This is a genomic window from Candidatus Omnitrophota bacterium, assembly GCA_016209275.1.
Classification (GTDB): domain Bacteria; phylum Omnitrophota; class Gorgyraeia; order Aquiviventales; family Aquiviventaceae; genus JACQWM01.
Genome location: JACQWM010000004.1, coordinates 63,397 through 84,984, shown reverse-complemented (window position 1 = coordinate 84,984; position 21,588 = coordinate 63,397). Strand labels below are relative to the sequence as shown.

Genomic DNA, 21,588 nt, shown 5'->3' with positions numbered 1-21,588 from the left:
CCGCTCCGGGTTACTGCCGCTGGGCAAGGACCACAAAAAATCCTGGAAAATATTGGTGTTGTTTCACGTTGCGCTGGTACGAGACATCAGACAGCGTTTGTTCTTCCTCGATGACCGCGCGCCAATCCGTCGTCGGTTGGAATCGATTCAGGCTCGTCGCTCGGCAACTGAACCCTGCGTCCGCCAGCCACCCGTGGACCTCCTCAAACGTATGCTGGGACTCATGCGGATGCAGCACCTGATCGCGGAACCACGAACGCAGCAAGGTCTCGCTGGTGAAGGCGCCATGCAGCCTTCGGTAGCGCGCAAACGCCTCCTCCTCAATGGCGCTGCGCTGCGCATCAGAGGCCGCCGCGCGCAGGGCCTGCCGTGCCGGCTCAAACAGATCCAAAAACGGCTGGCGGCCGTAGCGATGGTACAACCCAAGATGCACCCATCCGCCGGGTGCCACCCACTGAAGGACCCGTGCCGCCGCCGCACGGCAATCGTGCGTATGATGCAGCACGCCGAGGCTGTTGATGACATCAAACGCCGCTTGGCCAAACACCGCTGCAGGATCCAGGGCGAAGAGATCCGCACAGGCCAGCTGCACACGACCCGCAAGACCAAGGGCCTCGGCCACGTCGCTCGCCCGCGTTAAGGCCGGCTCGCACAGGTCGACTCCGCATACGCGAGCCTTGTAGTGGGAGGCCACCGTGTTCACGAACCATCCAGCACCGCAGCCGACATCCAGGATCGAGGCGCCGCGAAGCCGCTGAAGCAGGGCATGAAGCGGCGGGTATGCCTCCGCCACTTGATTGCGCTCGGTGATCGTCTGGCAGGTCTGCTCGACCGTCTCTTCATAATTAAACGGCAGTGCCCGGTAAAACTGGGCCACCGTATTCGTCACAGACTCTTGCGTCGTCATCGGCATCCCCTGGCTACCACATGGGGTAAATATTTTTCTGCGCGCCGGACTCAGTTTTTTTCTTCCGAGAGAATAGCGATCGCACGCGCGCCCAGAGACGACCCCACCATCCTCGCATCATCGGCCTCCTGCGCTGACCATCAATGATTGGACCACCGGTAGTAATCCATCGGCCACCCGCCTGGCCATTTCCTCAAGACCCTGCGGGCTGAAGTGAATCGTGTCTGAGAAATGCTCCGGGTCGAAGGGCCCGACATCGAGATAATGGCATCCTGGAACCGCGGCTCCGAGCCGGGCCAAGGCCTCATTGTTCGCCTGCAGATAGCGGAAATAGACCTCGGCGGTTTCTGGGTGCGGCTCAAGGTAATTCGGCACGCGCCGCGCAGCCCAGTCGCACTCCCATTTGATGAGCACCGGCACGCAGTCCCAGGTCGTGGCGAGGGCGATGAGATTCCTGATATTTCGCTCAAACGCGGCGACGGCCTGCGGCTGAAACGACCGCGCGGATCGCCACGGTGGATCAGCGATCCAGTAGATTAGGGCATTCGCCTTGCCCCACCTCCGCATAATCCAGCCTCGAAGGAGCTCATAGCCGGCCCACCATGGGATCGGGGGCAAGCGGTTGATCCAGCCGACATCCCAAGGCTTATGGCGTCGGGCATGGGAATAGTCTGAGCGGAATCCCTCGACCATTTGGCAGGTCCACGCATCATTCACATTGTGATACACCACCAGCAGATCAGGTTTCAGGTCCACCCCGCGAAAGGCGAATTCGGCGAGCGACTCGGCAGACGTATACCCGGCGGTCCCGGCATTGATGCATTCAAATGCCGTGCCAGGAAACCGCTGCGCGAGCAGGTCTTGCAATTTTCCAGGCCAGCTCGCATCCGGTCCCTGAGCCGGATCATGCGCTTCGGTCGTCGAGCCGCCCACGCAATAGATGCGGATCGTTCCTGGCAGGCAAGCCGGCGGATACTCGCGCTTGCCGGCATAGCCGAGGCTGTTGGACGGATACAACCCGTCGCAGTTCGGCCGACGGACATAGAGCGCGTAGGGATGGCTCAGGAATGACAGCAGCCGCGGCGGGGCGGATGTCCACGTCAGGCTTCGAGCACGACGGAGACCTCGAACCATGCCCTCGAGGAGGGCCAGTGCCGCGATCAGCCCGGCGAGCGGCGTCATGCGCTTCTCACCCACAGTTGATTATCGCATCGCTCCGGCTGGCTCCAGGACATCTCGCGGCGCAAGCCGGCGGTCGCCAGCAATCGTTCGCACGCCCCTCGGATGGAGGGTTCCTCGGAGAGCTCGACGATCAGCGACCGCATCGCGGTCGACTGAAGCGTCCGCGCCGCCCCCTCCAAAATTTCGCGTTCGGTCCCATCCACGTCGATTTTCAAGCAGGTCGGCGCGCACTGCGTCTCTTCGCAAAACTGATCCAGCGTAAAGGTGCCGATGCCCTCCTGCCAGATGACGGAGCGCTCCGTTCTCGTGCGGCGCAAGGGCGCTTGCGATTCCGTATGGAGCGCTGCCCCGGGAGTGAAATCCTGGATGTGGAGCCGGCTGATGCCGGTGTGATTGCCGAGCGCGACCGAATAGACCTCCACCCGATCGTGCACGCCGTTCTGGATAAGATTATCTCTCAGCAAGTGCAGGTTGGCGTACTCCGGCTCGAACGCGATGATCCGCGCAGCAGGATGCCGCAGCGCCGCATAGATAGTATAGAGGCCGATGTTGGCCCCGATGTCGAAGAAGGTATCGCCATCGCGGATCCACCGGTCAATCCAGTCCAGCGTCTCAGGCTCCTTGGTGTTGTACGTGGACCACCGGTAGTGCGTGATCCAATTATCGCACTGCAGCGTAAACCGCAGCCCGCGGGCATGGACCGTGCGCCGGGGCGCGGCCCGCCACAGCAATTTTCTCGGAAGCAGCCGCACGCTCGCCAGATGAGGCCTCATGTCGCAATCGCCGGCTCCGGGATGGCCTGATGCAGCTTCGCGCCATCCGCCAGGAATTGGCGGACCGTTTCCTTGCTATACGGATGCACCAGCATGCCCTCCAGCAGCTGCGGCACGGCCGTGACGATGTCGGCCCCAGCCTCGAACCACTCAATGATGTTGAGCACTTCCCTGGTTGAGCCCACGATGATCTTGGCAGGACTCTCGAAGGCATCCAGCAATTGCCGCAGGCGGCGCACTTCCGATCGCGAGTCGTAGCCCATGTTGTTGACCCGCCCGCCGAAGAGCGAGACATACGTCGCCCCGGCTTGCGCGGCCAGCAGGCACTGCTGCGCGCTCATCATCGCCGTGACATTCACTCGGATATCTTCCTCGGTCTCCAGCCGATGCACGAGTTTCAGGTTCTCGGTGCCGCCGTCAGGGCCGTGGATCGTGACTTTCACGTTGACGTTCTCCGCCCAGGATCTGAAACGGAGCGCTTGCGCGAGCATCTCATCCGGATCGTTCGTGGTCACCTCGACCGACAGCGGCAAGGGATCAATCAGCGCCGCGAGCTGCTTGCACCGCCGCTCAATGGCTGGCCAGCCGCCGGTCAACCCCTCCTTGCAGAGGATCGTCGGGTTGGTCGTGACTCCGCGGATGATGCCAAGCTCATGGTAGGTGCGGACTTCCTCCAGCTTGCCCGTGTCCAAGAAAATTCCGGTCAGCGTTCTCATGCCCTGACTCCTTTCGCTAATCGAGTTGAAACTCCTTCTGCCATGAGGCATCCTCCGCCACCGGCTTCTGCTGAGATTTTTCGATCAGAAAGCTCTCCAGGACCAGCGCATCCATCTGTGTGCGCATGAAACAGCGATAGGCGTCCTGCGGCGTGCACACCATCGGCTCGCCGCGGACGTTAAACGAGGTGTTGATGACGACGGGACAGCCGGTGAGCCAATCGAACGCCTGGATAATATCATAGAACAGCGGGTTCGCCTCCCGGCGGATCGTCTGGATGCGCGCCGAATAATCGACGTGGGTCACGGCCGGAATCTCAGAGCGGACCACGTTGAGCTTCTTCATTCCCCACAGCGATTGTTCCGCATCCGCCATCGGCCGGCGGCGTTTCTCGGAGACATCCGCCACCAGGAGCATGTAGGGGCTCTCGCCATCCAGATCAAACCAGTCGCTCACCCGCTCCCGCAGCACCGTCGGGGCGAAGGGCCTGAATGACTCCCGGAACTTGATCTTCAGGTTCATCAGCGATTGCATCTGCGGCGAGCGCGGATCCCCGAGGATCGAGCGGGCTCCAAGCGCTCTGGGCCCGAATTCCATCCGGGATTGAAACAAGCCGACCACCTTGCCCTCGGCGATCAACCCTGCGACGCGGCGGGGCAGCTCATCGCGATCCACCCGGGTCGCGGCCACATCTTCCTGGCTCAACCAGGCGCTGATCACTTCATCAGAAAATGCCGGCCCTAAGAGACTGCCGCGCATATCATCGGCGAACGCTTGACCGATGCGAGCGCGCCGTGGCTGTCCCAGGGATCGATGCCACAACGCCAAAGCCACGCCGAGAGCCCCGCCGGCATCGCCGGCCGCAGGCTGCACCCAGATCTGCTCAAACGGCCCTTCGCGCAAGATCCGGCCGTTGCCGACACAGTTGAGCGCAACACCGCCAGCCAAACACAGCGATGACAATCCGGTTTCCCGGTGCACGTGCCGGGCCATCTTCAGCATGATCTCTTCGGTCACTTCTTGAATCGACCTGGCCAGATCCATCTCACGCTGCGTGATCGGGCTTTCCGGCTCGCGCGGCGGCCCGCCGAAGAGCCGCTCGAAGTTCCGGTTGGTCATGGTCAAGCCGGTGCAATAATTAAAGTAGTCCATGTTGAGGGTCAGACTGCCGTCGTCATGAATCTGCACCAGATGATCCCGGATCCGCGAGGCGTACCTCGGCTCGCCGTAGGGGGCCAGCCCCATCACCTTATACTCCCCGGAGTTCACCTTAAAGCCGGTGAAATAGGTGAACGCCGAGTACAGCATCCCCAACGAATGCGGAAAGCGCATTTCGCCAAGCAGGGTGATGTCCTTCCCCTTGCCGTAGCCGTACGATGACGTGGCCCATTCCCCGACCGCATCCATGGTCAGAATCGCCGCCTCATCAAACGGCGAGGGGTAAAACGCCGAGGCCGCATGGGACTCATGGTGGTCTCCGAAGAGGATCTTCCCCGAATACCCCAGCTCCCTGCCGATGAGGTCGGGAAGCCACAGCTTCTCGCTCAACCACACCGGCATCGACGTCAGAAACGATCGCCACCCGCGTGGGGCGTACGCCAGATACGTTTCTAAGAGCCGATCGAACTTCACCAGCGGCTTCTCATAGAAGCCGACGAGGTCAAGATCGTTCATCGTGATCCCAGCCTGCGTCAAACAGAACTCCACGGCGCGCGAAGGAAAGCGCGCGTCATGCTTCTTGCGCGTGAAGCGCTCCTCCTGGGCCGCGGCCACAATATCCCCATCGCTCAGCAGGCACGCCGCCGAGTCATGGTAATACGCTGAAATCCCCAGGATCCGTGTTGGCATCAAAACAGCGTGTAGATAAAGGGGGCCACCGCGCTGCTTTGCGAAAAGACCAGCAGCGCGCCGAAGAGGACCAGCACCACCACAATCGGAATCAGCCAGAACTTTTTTTCTTGCCAGAGGAACTGCCAAAATTCCCGAAGGACGCGTCCTTTGCTCATCATGCCCCTCTCAATCAAGCCGCTGCAATAACGGATCGACTAGGGCTTCGGCGATCCGCTGGTTGCCCTGCACCGTCAGGTGGATGCCGTCAAAACAGAGCGCTGGATCCCGAAGATCCGCCGTCTGCCCCACGTTGACATACTGAATGCGCGGATCATCCTTCCATCGCTCCTGAAGCCGGCGCGTCATCACCTGTTGCTGCTGGATATGGCGCGGAGACAGATACGGCTGCGTGACGACCATCACGGTCTTGCCATCATCGAGTGCCACGCTCACCGCCCGCTCCAGCGACCAACAGTAGAAGGCCCACAGATCTCCGCAGCCCTCCGCGGCGAGCTGCACCTGCTGGGCATTCACCGCCCCCAGCGCGCGCGACAGGTCGCCGTGCACGACCAGATCCTCTTCAGGAAACTCGAGCAGCGCTTTCTTGACGGCGGCCACCGCCTGCGCACCCTCGGAGGATTGCACCTGCGTATAATTCGGGCGGAAGGTCGGGCGCTTGCCCTGCTCGGCGAGATACGCGGCCTCCAAGTTGCCTCCGTAGCGAAGGGCCATCAGCTTTTCTTTGACGACGAGCGGCAGGATCGGGTAATAGCCGGTGAGCCGGAAGAGCGGCGACTCCCGCCGAATATTTCGGATGTTCGGCGCACCCAGATCGTTGTAGCCGGTGTAGAAGAGCGCCACATCGTAGTCCAGCGACGCGTAATCGCGCAGGGTGTCGGTAAATGAGTAGGCGCCGACATGCAATGCTCCCAAGTTGACGATGCTCACCGGCCCTTGGTGGCGCGCTCGCCGCTGCGCATTCACAGACCGCTCCAGCGCCGCAGGCCAGGCCTCGGCGCCCGAGACCCCGAAGCAAAAGGCCGTGCTGCCTCCGAGGACGGCGACGCGCTGCTCCCCGGGGAGTTTTCGATGGACGACCGGGCCGCGATAGCCCCGCCAGTTCATTCCGGCGACCTTTTCGAACCGTTTGTGGTACCACAGATCAAGCCCGAGGAGCGCGCCGACGATCAGGACCGTGGAGATCATCACCGTCGCAACCGCAAACTTCAGAAAGCGCGTCTTCGTCATCATGGGCGATCAATACAGGCGTTCATAATGCTTCGGGCTCCGATGGCCTTCGGGATACGGCACCCACCCGCTGGACCGCCGCGGAGAACGCACACACAGCGGGTCCCACCGAACAAAGCGCAGGAGAATCCCCAGCGGTGTCAGGATGATATAAAACATCACCGACAGCAGCACGCGCGCGTTGAACCATCCCAACGCGTGAGCCATCGTCCACCACCATGCGCTCGGCCAACGCAAGAGCATCGGCCGCAGCCATGCGGCGGCGATCAACACGATCGCGAGGACGCTAAAGACACTCGCGGCGAGTGGCCGCGCGCGCCACACCTGAAACCCGGCAAGCAGCGCGCACACGATCCCCACGGAATAGCCAAAGGAGCGTTCTTGATTCGGTCGACGCGTCATTGCGGAGCTTTCAGCAACAGGACAATGTCCTGGCAGCCTTCTGGGTAGGCTTCAATGGCCCCCTCGACATGATCGAGCAGTGTGAGCCCGCTCACCTTTGGCCAGTGCGCCGCCACGTACGCTGGGCTGATAATCGCCAGCCCGTAGGCTGGCTGTGTGGGATCATCCATGGTATAGGTATAGCCTGTGCCTGAGCGGATCAACGCATCGACCGGCTGCGGTAATGCGTACTTCACCAGCGATTCCGGGCTGAAACGCGATGCCCGCCGGAGAAACTCATGCGAGTGAATCGTATGCAGCATCACCCCGCCGGGGCGCAGCACGCGGGCGAGCTCCTTCAACCAGGCGCGATGATGCGCTTCCGGCAGATGCGTGAAGACGCTGTAGGAATACATCAAGTCAAACGATCCATCCGCGAACGCCAGCGGCGGCAGCGCGCCATTGGTCACAAAGCGTCCCTGAGGAAACTTCCGTCGGCAGACGGCGACCGCCTTGTTCAGCACATCGCACCCGGCAATGGAAGCACCCGGAACGAAATCCGCCACCGGCTTCAGCAGCCGCCCATGGCCGCAGCCGAACTCCAGAATGGTCGTGCAGTCCTTGAGGGACCGGCGATGGCGGTTGAGGACTGCCTCGAACCGCTGCAGCTGATTCAGCGCCGCCCGCTGCTGTAATTGGGCCTTGGAGAGTCCGCGCCGGCGCGGGATGAGAGCCGCAAGCTTCATCAGACCTTCACGGCCTCCTGGTCCGAGGCCAGACGCTCCCACGTGTTGCTGTGGGCCATCAGGCGAGGATCGCACACGATCCCATGCCACACCACCGCCTGAAACGCTTCGGTGTGCGGCGTAATCGACTGGGGATTCACCGTCGGAATGACGAGCACGATATCGCCGCGCTGCTTGGTGTAGCCGCCGTCTCGCCCGACAATGCCCAGCACATCCATGCCGCGGGCTTTGGCTTCATCGATGGCCGCCACCAGATTCGCACTGATGTTGCGCTTGCGATCGCCACCGCCCACGGAGAACACCAAGAGCACATCGCGCGCTCCAGCGCGGCTGCCCCGCAGCCAGCCGGCAAACACCGTGTCCCATCCCTCATCGTTGGCGCGCGCGGTTAATTCAGACACATTGTCCACCGGCGAATACGCTTCGATGCCGGCCAGCTTCCTGAAATCATTGACCGCATGGCTGCAGTTGCCAGCCCCCCCGCCGACCCCGCAGAGAAACAACCGACCGCCCTCATCGCGAAGCTTGACCAGGCGCTGCACCATGCGGTCGACCACTTCCACGTCGAGCGCGCGCGCAACGTGTGAGGCCTCTTCAAAATATCGAGTTAAAAACGTCTCTGGGATCATCAACCCTCCGAATGTTTCCGGCCAACCAGACGGGCAAAGGAGCTCAGCGCCTGCTGCTGCAAAAATGTTTGAAACGCGCGCTGCGTCTCGTGATCCGCCGTGACCAGCTGCCGCTCGAAGACCGATAGCGGTAAGGACGCCTCGTGCTGCAGATGGGCCTGGATGATCTCCACATCAAGCATGCCGGGCGTGCTCACCTCTTGCAGCGCAAACCCCGAGCGCTCCAGCAGCAAGGAGAGCCCTCGCAGGCTAAAGCAGTTGGCGCGATCCGGAGGATAGAGGTAGGCGCTGCGGCACCCCAAGACCGCCAGGTCAAATCCGGAGGCGACCAGCGCTGTCACAAACAGCAATCCGCCATCCACCAAGCGGCCAGCCACCGCGCGCAGCAAGGCCGCGGGATCATCCACCCGATCGAGCGACTCGCAGAGCATCGCCGCCTCGACCTGATCCGCCGAGGGACGAGGCGTGCGCTCATGGGCGAGCGCCATTTCATCCTCAACGAGCAGGTCTGAAAATCGGCCGCTGGCCTGTAACAGCGCGCTGATCGCGCTCGGCGGTGTCGTGACTTCCAGGACCCGTGGCCGGTCCAGGCCGTGCAGCCGCATCGTCTCGAGCATCCACTCGACCTTGGGCGCGTGGACATGATCGGCGCGCGATTGCGCGAGCCCGGGATAAAAACCGCGGGATGACACGCGGTGCCGGCTCACCTCGCGCAACAGCTCGGCCCATCGCGCGGAATCCGCAGGGAGTCGTGACAGCAACAGGCTGCCGGAGTCAGGACACCGCGAGTACGGCAGCCCCTCGATCGCTTCCCACGGCTCAAGCCGTGCGTTGCTGACTGGCGAGCGCGCTCGCACCGTGGTCGGCCCTGCGGCCAACGCTCGGCGCGTGGCCTCAAGGCAAAACGCTCGATACTGGAAAACCTCCTCAAGCGGCTTGACGGATGAGAGCGGCACGGTGGTGCTCGTTTGAATCAGTCGCATGAGACGTGTCCTTTCGCGCGTTGCCCTTCGGCAAGCGCATACGCGTCGCGCACGACTTGCATGGCGCGCCGCGCATCCTCCAGCGTGCCGTGGGTCGCCGGGCGACGCTGAATGGCCGCATCAAGAAATTCATTCACTTCTTTTTCCCATGACTCATCGCGGTCGAAATAAATAATTTCCTCGCGCGGATTGCCCAGCGCCATCGCCTCATCCTCGAACTGCCGTTTGCCGATCACCAACTGCTCCCGGCCGTAGCTTCCGGTCTGCGACAGCAACCCGCTGGCCACGAGATAGCCATCGCGGCACCCGATTTCGATGCGGAACGTATGCTTCCACAGCGTCGCCGAGGAATGCAGGAATGCCGGAATCCCCTGGGCTGAGCGCATCAGCACGAACGCATTATCCTCGCCGCCCACACCCCAAAACGCGTTGGCCAGGACCGCATCGACCACGGTCAGCGGACCATCGAGGAACAGATGAAACACATCCAGCATGTGGATGCCTTGATCCAGCAGAATGCCGCCGCCGGCAAGCTCAAGATTGCTGCGCCAGTTCTCGCGGAAGCGAAGCCCTCCGGACTTGCCGTAGGTGCCTTTGACATAGAGAATCTCGCCCAACCCCCCTGGCCCCACGAGCGCCTTGGCCGCTTGCACCGAAGGATGCAGCCGGTGGTTGAAGCCAAAGACCAGTGTGTGATCCGGAATGCGGGCCGCAGCCTCGGCGATCCGTGAAAAATCATCCCAGTGGCGGCCGGGAGGCTTTTCGCAGAACACTCGCCCGCACCGTCGGAGACTCTCGATACACAGATCCGCCGTCGCATGATTGGGCGTGCAGATAAACGCCGCATCGCATGTCTCCCACGGAATCGGCGCACCCTCAGGCAGGGCCACCACGCCCAGCCCTGACACCGATGCAGCGTTCAGCGCTGGATCGACGACGACGATCGAGCGCACCTTCGGATGGCGGCGCAAGACCTCATAGCGGATTTTCCCCATGTAGCCATAGCCGAAAATGATGCACCGCATCACGTCCTTGCTCCGCGGAAGGCGTCAATGAACCGATCAATCGCCGCCTCATCCACCGGTATCACGTACTGATCGACATAGGCGGCGGCCGATAGCCATTCGGCGGCCGCTGACGGCACGGCACCGGTGGCATACGCCGCGAGCCGATCATGCGCCTGGGTGGCCGCCTCGACCCCCTCACGCCACGCGCTGAGCTCAAACAATGGATCCACATCAGGGGCTGCCGCGTCATGCACGTAGATCGGCTTCACACCGTGCAGCACCGCATATAAGACCGTCGAGGATCCTCGGTACAGCACGACGGAAGCCCGGCTGAAATCTTCTTCGATCGTCTTGCGCGTTGAAATCTCGATATTGGTCATCTGTGCTGGATCGCGCTGAAGATGCGGCCGGACTTGAGAAAACGGCAGCACTGGGTGCGAGCGGAAAATGAACCTGTGGTCTGGCATGATCGCTGCGACGTTCATGGCGAAACGAAAGAGCAGGCGCGCCTCGCTCTGGAACCCCTCAGGCAAGACGAGGACCGTCCGAAGATCCGGCCGCGGGCCGCGAGCCGAACCGCGGGAAGCTGGCCGCCGGCATGTGCCAAACGTGATGAGGCGATTGCCGTGCGGCTGATGTCCTGGGGCGATCATTCGCCGAGTGGTTTCTCCAAGGCACAGGACGATGTCGGGTGCTGCAATTTCTTTCCCAATCGACTGGGGGCGGCGGACAGCCAAGGAATGCGGCATGATGACGGTGTGCTGATAGCCGACGAGGCGGCATGAGGGATTCGCGGCTCTGGCTCCATGCCACGCCGGTTGTTCCCAGGGTTGTCCTTCGTACAACGTGACAAACGCGCCGGCGTTCCATCGTTTCACGGCCGCCCGCGCGATGTGATATTGCAGCAGATTACGCATGGTAATTGGTGTCAAAGCATTCACGCAGGCCGTCGCAGCCACGGCGGCCAACGACGAAGAGGCGGCTCGTTGTGCCACGCGGCGCAACGACAACGCTCCCCAAAGCTGCCGGCACAGGGTGATCATCGGCGCCCACCAGGGCAGCAACAGCCATTCGGGCACGTAGCGAACCGCGCCCTCCCGCAAGAATGCTGTGAGGAAGGCGAGGTCGCATCGCTCTCGGGTGTCGCCGCACAACACGACCGTGGAGATCCCTTTCGCCTGCAGCTGATGCGGTACGGTGCCGTAATAAAAGTCACGCGCGGCATCAAACGACTGCGGACCAAAACACCAGGTCTTCATCACCACGGTGGCTGGCTGCTGCGACAGGCGGCGCAACATGCCTCGGCCATGCCAGGAAATCCACACGAGATTGGCTGTTTCTTGTGCCGCGTAGACGGCCAATTTCAGGGCGTGGGTGATGATCCGCGGCCATGAGGGAATCGGCCAAGGCGCGTCTTCTTGTGGCCGATCCGCCAGCTCCACCTGATCCGCAGGCAGCGAATGCCGCGGGTGCAGCGTGGACGTGCCCAAGACCGCAAACCGCGGGCACGCTCGACGAACTTCATAGAGTCGCTCGGCTAACGCGCGGTACCGCGTGGACCAGTCGGTCTGAGCCGAGGCGGTCTGCTGCTGGCGCTGCTGCAAGAGCCAATCAACCGCGTCGCCAAGTGTTGGGGCTTCATAATCTGCCGTGGTCCCATTGGCCGGCTCAGCCGGATGACCGCTCTTGACAAGGATCGCCCGGCTGCCGGCCCCGCGGCCGGTTTGGACATCCTGCCATCGATCGCCGATCACATACGACTCAGTCAGTGAGAGCCCCAGCTCATCCGCCGCCTTGGTCAGCATGTGCGTTCCAGGTTTTCGGCACGCACAGCCGTCATCCGGATGATGCGGGCAGACATAAATCGCATCGATCCGCGCGCCGACGCGAGCCAGCTCCTGCTGCATCTTTTCATGGATCGAGGACAACGTCTCCATCGTGAGCCATCCTCGGCCGACCGCGGACTGATTCGTCATCACCACCACCGGCACGTTCGCGTCATTCAGTTTGCGGATCGCCTCGCCCACCCCAGGCAGCAGATCAAACTCCTCAGGCGATCGGCAGTACTCGCGGTATCGCGCGATGGTGCCATCGCGATCCAAAAAAACCGCCCCGCGCCGCTGCTGCGTCATCTCGCCTGCAAGGCGATATCAGATATCAAACCGCGGTTTGATATCTGATATCGAATTGAGCCGGCCGCGTTAACAGAGGTCACCATCTCGTGGCCCCATTGCAAGGCATAGCGCTGCGCGGCATCAGCCATGACCGTCTCGCGGCTGGCTCCGGCGGCAAATCCTTCGAGCAGCCACTGAAGATACGTGCTCAGCCGCTCGGCCGCCCGGCCGTCTCGAAACGGATCCAGCTCATCAAGCATCGAAGACCAGTCGCCAAATCCCGGCACACCACCCGGCTGATGCCAGTGCTCACGGCACCGCTTCCACAAGGACTCCCAGTCATGAAACACCACCTGCCCCACGCCTAATCGATACAAGGGGCTTGCCGCCCACCCCTCGTGATCAAGCAACAGCGTGGGCACGCCGGCTAAGGCAGACTCCACCCCGGCGGTGGCGGCATAGAGGTGGCCGTGGATCATCACATCGGCGGCCAGTGCCGCGGCGGCCGGCGGAACCGAGCCGTGAAGAATCCCTCCTTCGAGCACGATGCAGCGACCCGTGGCCTCGGCGCGCGCTAAGAGCTGGGCGATGGCCCCAAGCCGCGGCCGCAGCTTCACCGGCCGCTTCGGCTTGACCACCAATCCAAGCCACGGCTCATTCAGCACGCGCTCAAGCAGAAAGGCATAGTCGCGCTGGGCCTGCGGATGCCCAGGAGCCCACCGCGCGTCATCTTTCGTCGATTCATCGGCGAAGGCGAGGATCTGCCGCGCCCCGCGCTGTTGCAGCGACTGCCGGATCTTCATCGCCTCTCCGCGCCACAGGGAAACGCGATGATCGCCGACGTAGCCGGTCGTGACATGGTAGGCGATCGTCGAGCCGGAGCGCTGCTCCACCTCCGCACCCATCGTGGAGAAACCGAACATGATATCAGCATTCACCGTCGTCTCTGCCGAGGCAAGACCTTCATACGCCCGCTGATAGACCGCGAGGATGCCGCCAAGATCCCGCAGCGCATCCGCGATCGCCGCATGGACCCCGTCATATTTGTACCAGGTCAGGTAGATCTTCACGCGGTGTGCTGCGCACAGTTCGCGCCACGACGCCCGCAGCGCGTGATAGGACTCGGCTTGCTCCGCCAGCCATGCTGACTCGCAGCTGCGCCCCCGAGGCTGTTTCACGCTCACACGCCGTCTTGGACTCCACACGCGCGCCTTGGGGAGTGTGGCCGCGCGCGGATTGAGCACCACCGCCTCAATGCCCTCCTCGGCCAACTCAGCCGCCTTCTTCATATCAAGCGGATCCTGCGGAAACTCAAAGAACAGGACCGTGTCGCTGCCGCGGATCGCGGACTGCTGCAGGAAAAACAGATCCGAGTAGCGCCCCGGATGCTTCAGGTTCAACTGGCCATAGAAGGTTAGCCCGATCCGCGGCCGAGCTGTTGGGGCGACTCGGCCGGCAGTCACCGCCTGTGTTGGCCGCGGTCGAGGAATGCGATCGATGAGCCGGCGCGCCAGGCGGCGCAGCCGCCGATTGAGATCCCAGCCGGCGGTAACCGGAATGACGCGAAGCCCGTGCCGATTGGCATAGCGCTCAATCGCGCCATGCCACGGCTGCCGCTCCATCACCACGACCGGTGTCTCGTGAGATTGCCCATCGCTGGAAATATGCCGCGCGCAGATCTGAGTGGTGAGCATCCTTCGCCAGAGGGTTCCCCGCTCGGCCCGATCAATGGCCGCCAACCCCTTGGCCAGGTAGGGCAGCAAGCGATCCGTCCCTTGAGCGCGCTGTTGGCACGCAATGAAATCCGGCTCGCGCATCGCATCGGCTTGCACCTCGGCCAAATCTCGATAGGCCAGCCGCACGCGGATCGACAGCCCGGCGTCATCGCGAATCTCCATGAGGCGGAATTGAAGCCGCTCCGGCGTGATACCGATCAGGCGCCCAGTGACGCGAGCCGCCTGCAGTGCGAGCCGCGATCCTTCAATCACGTAGCAGCGCACCGGCCTGCGCTGTCCTCGCAGCCGCGCCATGAGCAGCCGAGGCAGCATGGCAACACCCCATGTTCGAAACGTCAAATGTTCAACGAAATATGTCATGAGGCTAACAAGGTGTCTCTGACGGTGGCCACGCACTCAGCGAGCGTCTCGCCGCCCAAGCCCACCCCGGATGGCAGGCTCACCGCCCGCGCGTATAACCGAGGCGCGTATTCGATCGCCACCCGCTGGCACCGCCGGTAGGGCCGCAAGGCGTGCAGCGGATGCCACAACGGCCGGGCCTCGATCCCGGCGGCGCGCAGCGCTCGGATGACCGCCTGGCGCCGCGCAATCGTGGTCCCGGGTGCGAGCAGCACGGTGTAGAGCCAATAGGTCGGCTCCGTGTGCGGCGGTGCCGGCATCAAGGTCAGGCCATGGATCGTCCCCAGCGCCTCGGCATACACCGCGGCGATGGCGCGCTTTTTCGCGATGAACCCATCCAGCTGCTCCAGTTGCGCCAGCCCAAGCGCCGCCTGGATATTCGGCAGCCGGTAATTGTATCCGATGTGGTGATGCACATACTCCAGCGCATCATCTTTGGCCTGCGTGGTCAGATACCGAGCAGCGGCCGCATGGCGCCGACTGCGTGTGAGGACCATGCCGCCGCCTCCGGCAGTGATGATTTTGTTGCCGTTGAAACTTAACACTCCGGCATCGCCAAACGTGCCGACATGGGTTCCGCGATACCGCACGCCCATCGCTTCGGCCGCATCTTCGACGACCTGCAGGTGATACTCGCGTGCGAGCGCCATCAGCCGATCCATCTCGCAGGCTAGTCCCAGGATGTGCACCGGCACGATAGCGCGCACGCGCCGGCCGGTACGCTGGTTGTAGCACGCCTTCCGACGGCGCTGGCATGCCGTGCGCAAAAACCGCTCCGCCTTCTCCACATCCATCTGCCACGTGTCGGCCTCGGCATCAATGAACACCGGGTGGGCCTGGCAATACCGGATCGCATTCGCCGGCGCAATAAACGTCACATCGGAAACCAGCACTTCATCCTCCGGCTCAACGCCGACCATGCGCAGAGCCACATGCAACCCCGCGGTCCCGTTGACGACGGCCACCGCCTCAGGGCTTCCTACATACGCCGCCACCTCGCGCTCAAACCGCTCCACAAACGGGCCGGCCGAGGAGACCCACCCGCTGTCCAGGCAGGTCTTGAGATACTCCCATTCCCGCCCCTGGAAGAGCGGCGCGCTCAACGGCACCGATGCCTGGGATGCCTGGCGGTTAGATGGCGTAGAGGCCTGCGCGGTATCCATCAAGGTGTTCTCGCATCCATGCCATGGTGATTCGCAACCCCTCCTCAAGCGTGATCGACGGCTCCCAGCCGAGTACTTCGCGGGCCAACGCATTCTTGGCCAGCAACCGGTCGACCTCGCTCTGCGGCGGACGAAGACGGGACTCGTCTTCCTCGATCCGGATCGGCCGATCGGCCAGACCGGCAATCACTGCCGCCAGATCCCCGATGCTGATTTCCCGGCCGGAGCCGAGATTGATCGTGCGCCCGATGGCCGCAGGAGCCTCCGCCGCCCGCAGATACCCCTCGACTGTGTTGTCGACATAATTCAGATCTCGCGTGGGGTGCAGATGGCCTAAGCGAATCACGCCATCCGTCAGGCATTGCGTCATGATCGTCGGGATGACCGCCCGAGCGGATTGCCGAGGCCCGAAGGTGTTGAAGGGCCGCACGATGACGACCGGTAATCCAAACGCATGAGCGAACGATTCCGCCAAGGCATCCGCCCCGATTTTGCTGGCCGCATAGGGAGACTGGGCGTGCAGCGGATGGGCTTCATCAATCGGCACGTACCGCGCCGTCCCATACACTTCGCTCGTGGACGTATGGACGACGCGTTCGATGCCATGCGTGCGCGCCGCTTGCAGCACATGCAGCGTGCCCTCGACATTGGTATGGATGTAGGAGCTCGGCGCGTGGTACGAATACGGAATGCCGATCAGCGCGGCCAGGTGAAACGCGATATCGATGCCCTGCATGGCCTGCTGCACACTCTCGGCATCCCGCACGTCTCCGGCGACGATCTCGATCTGTTCCTTCATCGGCGAACGGTCCAGCCAGCCCCAGGAGCCGTCGCTGCGGTAATGCACCAGGGCGCGCGTCTTGGCCCCAGCGGCCGTCAGCTTCTCGGCCAGATGGCTGCCGATAAACCCTCCGGCTCCGGTCACCAAGACCCGTTTGCCATGCCAGCTCATTCGGCAGCCTCCTTTGCCAGATTCAGCGTTTTGGCATGCTCCTGCGCCAACTGATAATCCGCATGCTGGCCGATGTCCAGCCAATATTCCCGGATCGGAAAACTGGCCACCGGCCGCTGGTGGTCCAGCAGCCGCTGGATCAGATCCGTCATGTCAAACCGCTCGCCATTCGGAATGAAGCGATAGACCGACGGTTCCAGCAGATAAATCCCGGCATTGACGAACAGGCGGCTGACCGGCTTCTCGGTCAGCCGGCGGACCATGGCCCCTTCGCACTCCACCACGCCATACGGCACTTCAACATCGTAATGGCGGACGGCCACGGTCAAATCCGCTTGGTGCTCGCGGTGATACGCCAACATCGCCCGGAAATCGACTTGCGTGAGAATGTCGCCGTTGATCACCAGGGTGGTTTCGTCAGGCACCTCCACCAGCCCCAACGCTCCGGCGGTGCCCAACGGCCGGTCCTCGGCCACATACGACAGGCGCACCCCGAAGGCCTGCCCATCGCCGAAATGCTCCTCGATCTTTTCCGGTTTATGATGGGTGGACACTTTGACGCGCGTGATACCCGCCGCGCGCAATTGCTGGATGACGATTTCCATCAGCGGCCGGTCGCCCACCGGCAGCATCGGCTTCGGCAGATCCTCAGTCAGCGGCGTCAACCGGCTGCCCTGCCCTCCGGCCATGACGATGGCGTGAAGCGCCAGCGGCTGGTGCTGGAGAAACTGCTCCATCGTCGCGAGCCCGGCCACCCGCTGGCGGGCATCGAGCAGCGGCAGGTGCAAAATCCGGTGCTGGGTGAGGAGCTCCAGGTAGGTCGCTGGATCTTGCCCGATGGGCGCGGTAATCGGCCGGGCATACGGCGTCCTGGATTTTGTCTCCAACAGCGCTGTCACCGGCTCGCGAAGGTCAATCCGGCTCAGGATCGCCCGACGCACATCACCGTCGGTGATCGTGCCCACCAGCTGCTCATGCTCATCCACCACCAGGACAATCCCCCGGCGATTGCGGTCCATCTGCGCGATCGCCTCGCCGAAGGCGCGATGGCGGTCGACGCATAGCGCGCTCACATCGTGGTCCATGCGCTCTCCTCCCTCAAGCCACCTGGTGCCGAAGCTTCCACTGCCCGCCCTCCTGTTTCCACAAATGGGGCGAGCGGAACTGATCGCACAACTCCATGAATCGCTCAGGCTTCATGCCAAGATACTCCATGACCTCGCGGAAATATTTCTCAGGAAACTCCCCGTCGAAACGGCGCACGAGTCCCACCCCTTCCTCGCGGGTCAAATGCTTGTTGCGAATCTCCTGTGAGGCATCGTACGTGGCACGCCCGATGCCGAACTTGATGTACGTCGTGTAGTAGTGGAAGCCGTCGATTTTATCATCCAAGCTGTTGTACTTGCTATACGTCCCCTCGGTGCGGACGGGGTTGGCTTCAAACCCGGTGTGCTCCACCGCATAGTAGTAGCTCTCCTGCGGCGTCCACTTCAGGTAGTAGCCGAGGTAGCGCACTTCGATGTTCGAGCGCGCCAACGCCGCCGCATCCGCCGGCAGGTACGCCATCAGCTCATTGAGTGCCAGCCCGTGCCGCTCGATCAGCTCATCGACCGACAGCCCTCCGAGGCGGATCTCGCCGAGGTGCTGCATCGCGAAGTACGACTTATCGCGCAGCGACTGGGCGTTATCCGCGATCGGGTTGCCGTACTCGGCCTCGTTCTCGCCGAAAAAAATCAAGGGCACGTTGAAGTGCAGCGCCATCTTTGGGGCGAGGTTCTTTTGCCCGAGGATGAAGGTCTGAAAGGGGTGGAGCAAGTGCTCAATGGCCAAGCGCGTCAAGAGCTGGTGGGCGCGGCCATTCTGTTTGAAGGTCACATTATCGAATCCGCCGACTTCAACCCAGTTGCGGAAATTTTTCCAGCCGATGTCGGTGTAGAGGATCGGCGGCCAGGTCACGGTCAGCGGATGCATGCCGTACTTGTACTTCAGCACATGCGCGGCGTACGCGCTGTCCTTGCCGCCGCTGCCCGGCACGATGCAGTCGTAGCCGCCGTCGCTGCGCCGGTGCTGCTCTAAGAGGGCCAGCAGCTCGGTCTCGCGCGCCGTCCAGTTGATCTGCTCTTTGTGCTCGGCCACTCGGCATGCATCGCACACCCCATCCGCGTCGAAATGCAAGGTGCGATGCTGGTGATCCAGCCCGTGCTTGAACTCCACCGAGGAGGCCGGACGCTGGTTCGACATCACGCAGCGGCGGCAAAACGCCACCTCCCTGGGCAATCCGTATTTGGCTTCGAGCCCTTCGGATAAGGACGCCGTCACCTCAGGCATGTGGAGCCACCTCCTTCATCGTGCGTTGCGCCATCGCGGCGAACTGGCGGTAGATGCGCAGCCCGTCCGGCCCGCTGCGCTCAGGATGGAATTGGCAGGCAAACACGTTGCGCCGCGCAAGACTTGAGCAAAACGTCGCATCACCGTAGCGCGTCGTGGACACCATCACCTCAGGATCGGCTGGACGGGCATAAAACGAATGGACGAAATACGTCCACGCCCCGGGCGGCGTGTCCGCCAAGAGGCTGTTGCGCCATGCTTCCGGGGCCGTTGGCGTAATCCGATTCCATCCCACCTGGGGCACTTTCATGGCCCGCCCGTCATAAGCCCCTGGACTGAGTCGCACCACATCGCCCTCAATGATGCCCAGCCCTTGGTGGCGCCCGAACTCCTCGCTTTCCGTCATCAGCAGTTGCATGCCAAGACAGATTCCCATCAACGGTTTGCCTGACGCTGCGCATTCCTTCAGCAGGCTGACCAGATCCAGCCGTCTTAAGGCCGCCATCGCATCGCCGAAGGCTCCAACACCCGGCAGGATGATCGCATCGGCCGACTGGATCGCCTCGCGCGAGGAGGTGATGATCGCCTGCATGCCGGCATGCTCGCAGGCGTGTTTGACGCTGAAGAGATTGCCCATCTCATAGTCGATGATCGCGACGGTCGGTGCGGGGACGGTGCTCTTTTTCGAGCATCGAAAAAGAGCACCGTCCCCTGGTCGGCACTCGACGTGTTTCGATGCAAGAAATGATTTGATCTCCCCGAGTGTGGCTCCGCGCACCTTGGAAAATCCTCGGCGGCTCTTCAGATACTCGGTGTTGCCTTCCTGGGCCGCCACATGTTCCGCGGTTCGGGGAGCGCCATCGGCATAATGCAGCATCGACGCCAGGCAGACCGCATCCGCGCGCCCGGCCGCGACAACCTCCTCCACATGGGCGAGTTGGCCAGCTCCTCCGCACGCAATCACCGGAATCGGCGCCGATTCTGCGATGGCGCGCGTCAACTCCACATCGAATCCTTTGCCCGTGCCTTCGCGGTCGATCGAGGTCACCAGCAGCTCCCCGGCTCCGAGCTCGGCCGCACGGCGCGCCCACGCCATCGCATCCACCCCGCTGCGCTCCCGTCCATTGTCGGTGTACGCCTCATAGGACCCATCAGGTCTCTTGATCGCCTCGATCGATACGACGATGGTTGAGCTGCCGAAGCGCTGGGCGGCTTCACGGATCAGCTCAGGCCTCTGGATGGCCGCCGTGTTCAGCGACACTTTATCAGCGCCTGCGCGCAAGACCATCCGGATATCGTCAATCGAACGCAGCCCGCCGCCGACGGCCAGCGGGATGAAGATTTCCCGCGAGGTCCGCGAAATCAAATCGAGCAGGCTGTTACGCTGATACAAGCTGGCCACCGCATCCATGAACAACAATTCATCCGCGCCGTGCTCAGCGTAGCAACGCGCGAACGGTTCAGGCCGTCCCAACACCCGCAGCCCCTCCAGGTGAATGCCCTTCACCAGGTTGGGGCCTTTGATGTCAAGACGCGGGATGATCCGCACGCTCATGTATTTTCGCTCACAAACACCGTAAACGGGCACCGGAGCTGCTTGACCTCGTAGGGCGCGAGCCACCGCAGCAGCATTTGCGATGGACCGCGCAGCATCGCGCGGCACCATTCTTGAACGGGCCGCGGAGAATGCTCAAGGAGCTGATGGGCGCCGATCACCCCGGGACAGAGCGCCGCGAGCTGATGCTTCCAGGCCGCCCGCGGGCGCTTTTCCTGCACCATCGAGCAGGTGCCGTCCGTTGACACGCACACGTGGCCGAGCGACGCGCGATCCCAGGAAAATGCCGTGGCATCCGCATCAGGAATCACGATGATCTTCGAAGAAAACGAAAAAATCCCGCGCTCAAAAAATGCGGTTCGGACGTCAAACATCGCCACGCTGTGGCCGATCGTCACCCCGATCTTGAGCCGTCGATGCGTCTTCCACGCTGAGGCGATCGCCTCCAGCGCCTGCGCTGGCATTCCTTCTTCGGGGCGCACATCGCACAGCCGTTGGAATCGCTGGCCGACGGCGTATGCGACTTTCACCGCGGACTGCCCACGCATGGGATCGGCCGCCCCCGCCGGCACGTGCCAGAACGAGTACGGCAAGATGCTCACGCGATTGCCCTGGTACGCAAACACGAATTTCTTTCTCCAGAGATTCCACGGCACATAGCCCCGAACTCCAGGGCGAAGCGTGCCAACCGAGAGATGCGACACGCCAAACCAATACAGCTGCCGCGCCGCGGGAAACAGGATGACCCCATCCGGATTGTAATAATGCTCTTCGTATTTGCCTGGCCCGAGGTCCTGATAGTAGGAGAAATCAGCGCCCTCGGACATCAGATCATAGAAGGATTCCACTTCGCAAAGACCATCAGATTCCCACCCTCCTGCGCCGCTCACAGAGGGCAGCGCTGCCATACGGATCTCGTTTCCGTTCGATCCAATACG

General features: G+C 62.5%; 20 protein-coding genes. All 20 read right to left on the bottom strand.

The genetic code is table 11. The features are described from left to right. Positions 1–10 precede the first annotated feature (10 nt). Complete coding sequence (locus HY737_00910) at positions 11–907, bottom strand: class I SAM-dependent methyltransferase (protein ID MBI4596946.1); 897 nt, start codon at positions 905–907, stop codon at positions 11–13. 117 nt (positions 908–1,024) lie between these two features. After that, positions 1,025–2,089 carry an SGNH/GDSL hydrolase family protein gene (locus tag HY737_00905; protein ID MBI4596945.1) on the bottom strand — a complete coding sequence of 355 codons (1,065 nt, stop codon included), beginning with the start codon at positions 2,087–2,089 and terminating at the stop codon, positions 1,025–1,027. Further along, on the bottom strand, positions 2,086–2,862 hold the full coding sequence (locus tag HY737_00900) for an FkbM family methyltransferase (GenBank protein ID MBI4596944.1): 777 nt from the start codon (positions 2,860–2,862) through the stop codon (positions 2,086–2,088). The genes HY737_00905 and HY737_00900 overlap by 4 nt, the downstream gene beginning before the upstream one ends. Next, complete coding sequence (locus HY737_00895; protein MBI4596943.1) at positions 2,859–3,578, bottom strand: transaldolase; 720 nt, start codon at positions 3,576–3,578, stop codon at positions 2,859–2,861. Before HY737_00895 ends, HY737_00900 begins: the two co-directional genes overlap by 4 nt. 16 nt (positions 3,579–3,594) lie before the next feature. Continuing rightward, entirely contained in the window at positions 3,595–5,427 is a 1,833-nt protein-coding gene (locus tag HY737_00890; protein MBI4596942.1) for a carbamoyltransferase, read from the bottom strand. After that, complete coding sequence (locus HY737_00885; GenBank protein ID MBI4596941.1) at positions 5,427–5,588, bottom strand: hypothetical protein; 162 nt, start codon at positions 5,586–5,588, stop codon at positions 5,427–5,429. Before HY737_00885 ends, HY737_00890 begins: the two co-directional genes overlap by 1 nt. 7 nt (positions 5,589–5,595) lie before the next feature. Continuing rightward, on the bottom strand, positions 5,596–6,660 hold the full coding sequence (locus HY737_00880; GenBank protein MBI4596940.1) for an SGNH/GDSL hydrolase family protein: 1,065 nt from the start codon (positions 6,658–6,660) through the stop codon (positions 5,596–5,598). A 6-nt stretch (positions 6,661–6,666) separates the two neighbouring features. After that, entirely contained in the window at positions 6,667–7,059 is a 393-nt protein-coding gene (locus tag HY737_00875; protein MBI4596939.1) for a hypothetical protein, read from the bottom strand. After that, entirely contained in the window at positions 7,056–7,784 is a 729-nt protein-coding gene (locus tag HY737_00870; protein MBI4596938.1) for a class I SAM-dependent methyltransferase, read from the bottom strand. The genes HY737_00875 and HY737_00870 overlap by 4 nt, the downstream gene beginning before the upstream one ends. Beyond that, positions 7,784–8,413, bottom strand: coding sequence for an SIS domain-containing protein (locus HY737_00865; GenBank protein ID MBI4596937.1), 630 nt, complete (start codon positions 8,411–8,413; stop codon positions 7,784–7,786). Before HY737_00865 ends, HY737_00870 begins: the two co-directional genes overlap by 1 nt. Next, on the bottom strand, positions 8,413–9,396 hold the full coding sequence (locus HY737_00860; GenBank protein MBI4596936.1) for a hypothetical protein: 984 nt from the start codon (positions 9,394–9,396) through the stop codon (positions 8,413–8,415). The genes HY737_00865 and HY737_00860 overlap by 1 nt, the downstream gene beginning before the upstream one ends. After that, entirely contained in the window at positions 9,387–10,421 is a 1,035-nt protein-coding gene (locus HY737_00855) for a Gfo/Idh/MocA family oxidoreductase (protein ID MBI4596935.1), read from the bottom strand. Before HY737_00855 ends, HY737_00860 begins: the two co-directional genes overlap by 10 nt. After that, entirely contained in the window at positions 10,421–12,535 is a 2,115-nt protein-coding gene (locus tag HY737_00850; protein ID MBI4596934.1) for an HAD-IIIA family hydrolase, read from the bottom strand. The genes HY737_00855 and HY737_00850 overlap by 1 nt, the downstream gene beginning before the upstream one ends. Next, positions 12,532–14,613 (bottom strand): hypothetical protein, encoded by a 2,082-nt coding sequence (locus HY737_00845; protein MBI4596933.1) that lies wholly within the window; start codon positions 14,611–14,613, stop codon positions 12,532–12,534. Before HY737_00845 ends, HY737_00850 begins: the two co-directional genes overlap by 4 nt. After that, entirely contained in the window at positions 14,610–15,815 is a 1,206-nt protein-coding gene (locus HY737_00840) for a LegC family aminotransferase (protein ID MBI4596932.1), read from the bottom strand. Before HY737_00840 ends, HY737_00845 begins: the two co-directional genes overlap by 4 nt. Beyond that, complete coding sequence (locus tag HY737_00835) at positions 15,784–16,767, bottom strand: SDR family NAD(P)-dependent oxidoreductase (protein ID MBI4596931.1); 984 nt, start codon at positions 16,765–16,767, stop codon at positions 15,784–15,786. Before HY737_00835 ends, HY737_00840 begins: the two co-directional genes overlap by 32 nt. Further along, positions 16,764–17,852, bottom strand: a complete 1,089-nt coding sequence (locus tag HY737_00830; GenBank protein MBI4596930.1) for a nucleotidyltransferase family protein — start codon at positions 17,850–17,852, stop codon at positions 16,764–16,766. Before HY737_00830 ends, HY737_00835 begins: the two co-directional genes overlap by 4 nt. 13 nt (positions 17,853–17,865) lie before the next feature. Next, complete coding sequence (locus HY737_00825) at positions 17,866–19,095, bottom strand: N-acetyl sugar amidotransferase (GenBank protein ID MBI4596929.1); 1,230 nt, start codon at positions 19,093–19,095, stop codon at positions 17,866–17,868. Beyond that, on the bottom strand, positions 19,088–20,650 hold the full coding sequence (gene hisF / locus HY737_00820; protein MBI4596928.1) for an imidazole glycerol phosphate synthase subunit HisF: 1,563 nt from the start codon (positions 20,648–20,650) through the stop codon (positions 19,088–19,090). Before hisF ends, HY737_00825 begins: the two co-directional genes overlap by 8 nt. Further along, complete coding sequence (locus HY737_00815) at positions 20,647–21,558, bottom strand: hypothetical protein (GenBank protein ID MBI4596927.1); 912 nt, start codon at positions 21,556–21,558, stop codon at positions 20,647–20,649. The genes hisF and HY737_00815 overlap by 4 nt, the downstream gene beginning before the upstream one ends. Positions 21,559–21,588 lie beyond the last annotated feature (30 nt).

Excerpts from the sequence above, each read along its gene's own strand:
- HY737_00910 (MBI4596946.1), bottom strand. The coding sequence starts at position 907 with ATGACGACGCAAGAGTCTGTGACGAATACGGTGGCCCAGTTTTACCGG.
- HY737_00905 (MBI4596945.1), bottom strand. The coding sequence starts at position 2,089 with ATGACGCCGCTCGCCGGGCTGATCGCGGCACTGGCCCTCCTCGAGGGC.
- HY737_00900 (MBI4596944.1), bottom strand. The coding sequence starts at position 2,862 with ATGAGGCCTCATCTGGCGAGCGTGCGGCTGCTTCCGAGAAAATTGCTG.
- HY737_00895 (MBI4596943.1), bottom strand. The coding sequence starts at position 3,578 with ATGAGAACGCTGACCGGAATTTTCTTGGACACGGGCAAGCTGGAGGAA.
- HY737_00890 (MBI4596942.1), bottom strand. The coding sequence starts at position 5,427 with ATGCCAACACGGATCCTGGGGATTTCAGCGTATTACCATGACTCGGCG.
- HY737_00885 (MBI4596941.1), bottom strand. The coding sequence starts at position 5,588 with ATGATGAGCAAAGGACGCGTCCTTCGGGAATTTTGGCAGTTCCTCTGG.
- HY737_00880 (MBI4596940.1), bottom strand. The coding sequence starts at position 6,660 with ATGATGACGAAGACGCGCTTTCTGAAGTTTGCGGTTGCGACGGTGATG.
- HY737_00875 (MBI4596939.1), bottom strand. The coding sequence starts at position 7,059 with ATGACGCGTCGACCGAATCAAGAACGCTCCTTTGGCTATTCCGTGGGG.
- HY737_00870 (MBI4596938.1), bottom strand. The coding sequence starts at position 7,784 with ATGAAGCTTGCGGCTCTCATCCCGCGCCGGCGCGGACTCTCCAAGGCC.
- HY737_00865 (MBI4596937.1), bottom strand. The coding sequence starts at position 8,413 with ATGATCCCAGAGACGTTTTTAACTCGATATTTTGAAGAGGCCTCACAC.
- HY737_00860 (MBI4596936.1), bottom strand. The coding sequence starts at position 9,396 with ATGCGACTGATTCAAACGAGCACCACCGTGCCGCTCTCATCCGTCAAG.
- HY737_00855 (MBI4596935.1), bottom strand. The coding sequence starts at position 10,421 with ATGCGGTGCATCATTTTCGGCTATGGCTACATGGGGAAAATCCGCTAT.
- HY737_00850 (MBI4596934.1), bottom strand. The coding sequence starts at position 12,535 with ATGACGCAGCAGCGGCGCGGGGCGGTTTTTTTGGATCGCGATGGCACC.
- HY737_00845 (MBI4596933.1), bottom strand. The coding sequence starts at position 14,613 with ATGACATATTTCGTTGAACATTTGACGTTTCGAACATGGGGTGTTGCC.
- HY737_00840 (MBI4596932.1), bottom strand. The coding sequence starts at position 15,815 with ATGGATACCGCGCAGGCCTCTACGCCATCTAACCGCCAGGCATCCCAG.
- HY737_00835 (MBI4596931.1), bottom strand. The coding sequence starts at position 16,767 with ATGAGCTGGCATGGCAAACGGGTCTTGGTGACCGGAGCCGGAGGGTTT.
- HY737_00830 (MBI4596930.1), bottom strand. The coding sequence starts at position 17,852 with ATGGACCACGATGTGAGCGCGCTATGCGTCGACCGCCATCGCGCCTTC.
- HY737_00825 (MBI4596929.1), bottom strand. The coding sequence starts at position 19,095 with ATGCCTGAGGTGACGGCGTCCTTATCCGAAGGGCTCGAAGCCAAATAC.
- hisF (MBI4596928.1), bottom strand. The coding sequence starts at position 20,650 with ATGAGCGTGCGGATCATCCCGCGTCTTGACATCAAAGGCCCCAACCTG.
- HY737_00815 (MBI4596927.1), bottom strand. The coding sequence starts at position 21,558 with ATGGCAGCGCTGCCCTCTGTGAGCGGCGCAGGAGGGTGGGAATCTGAT.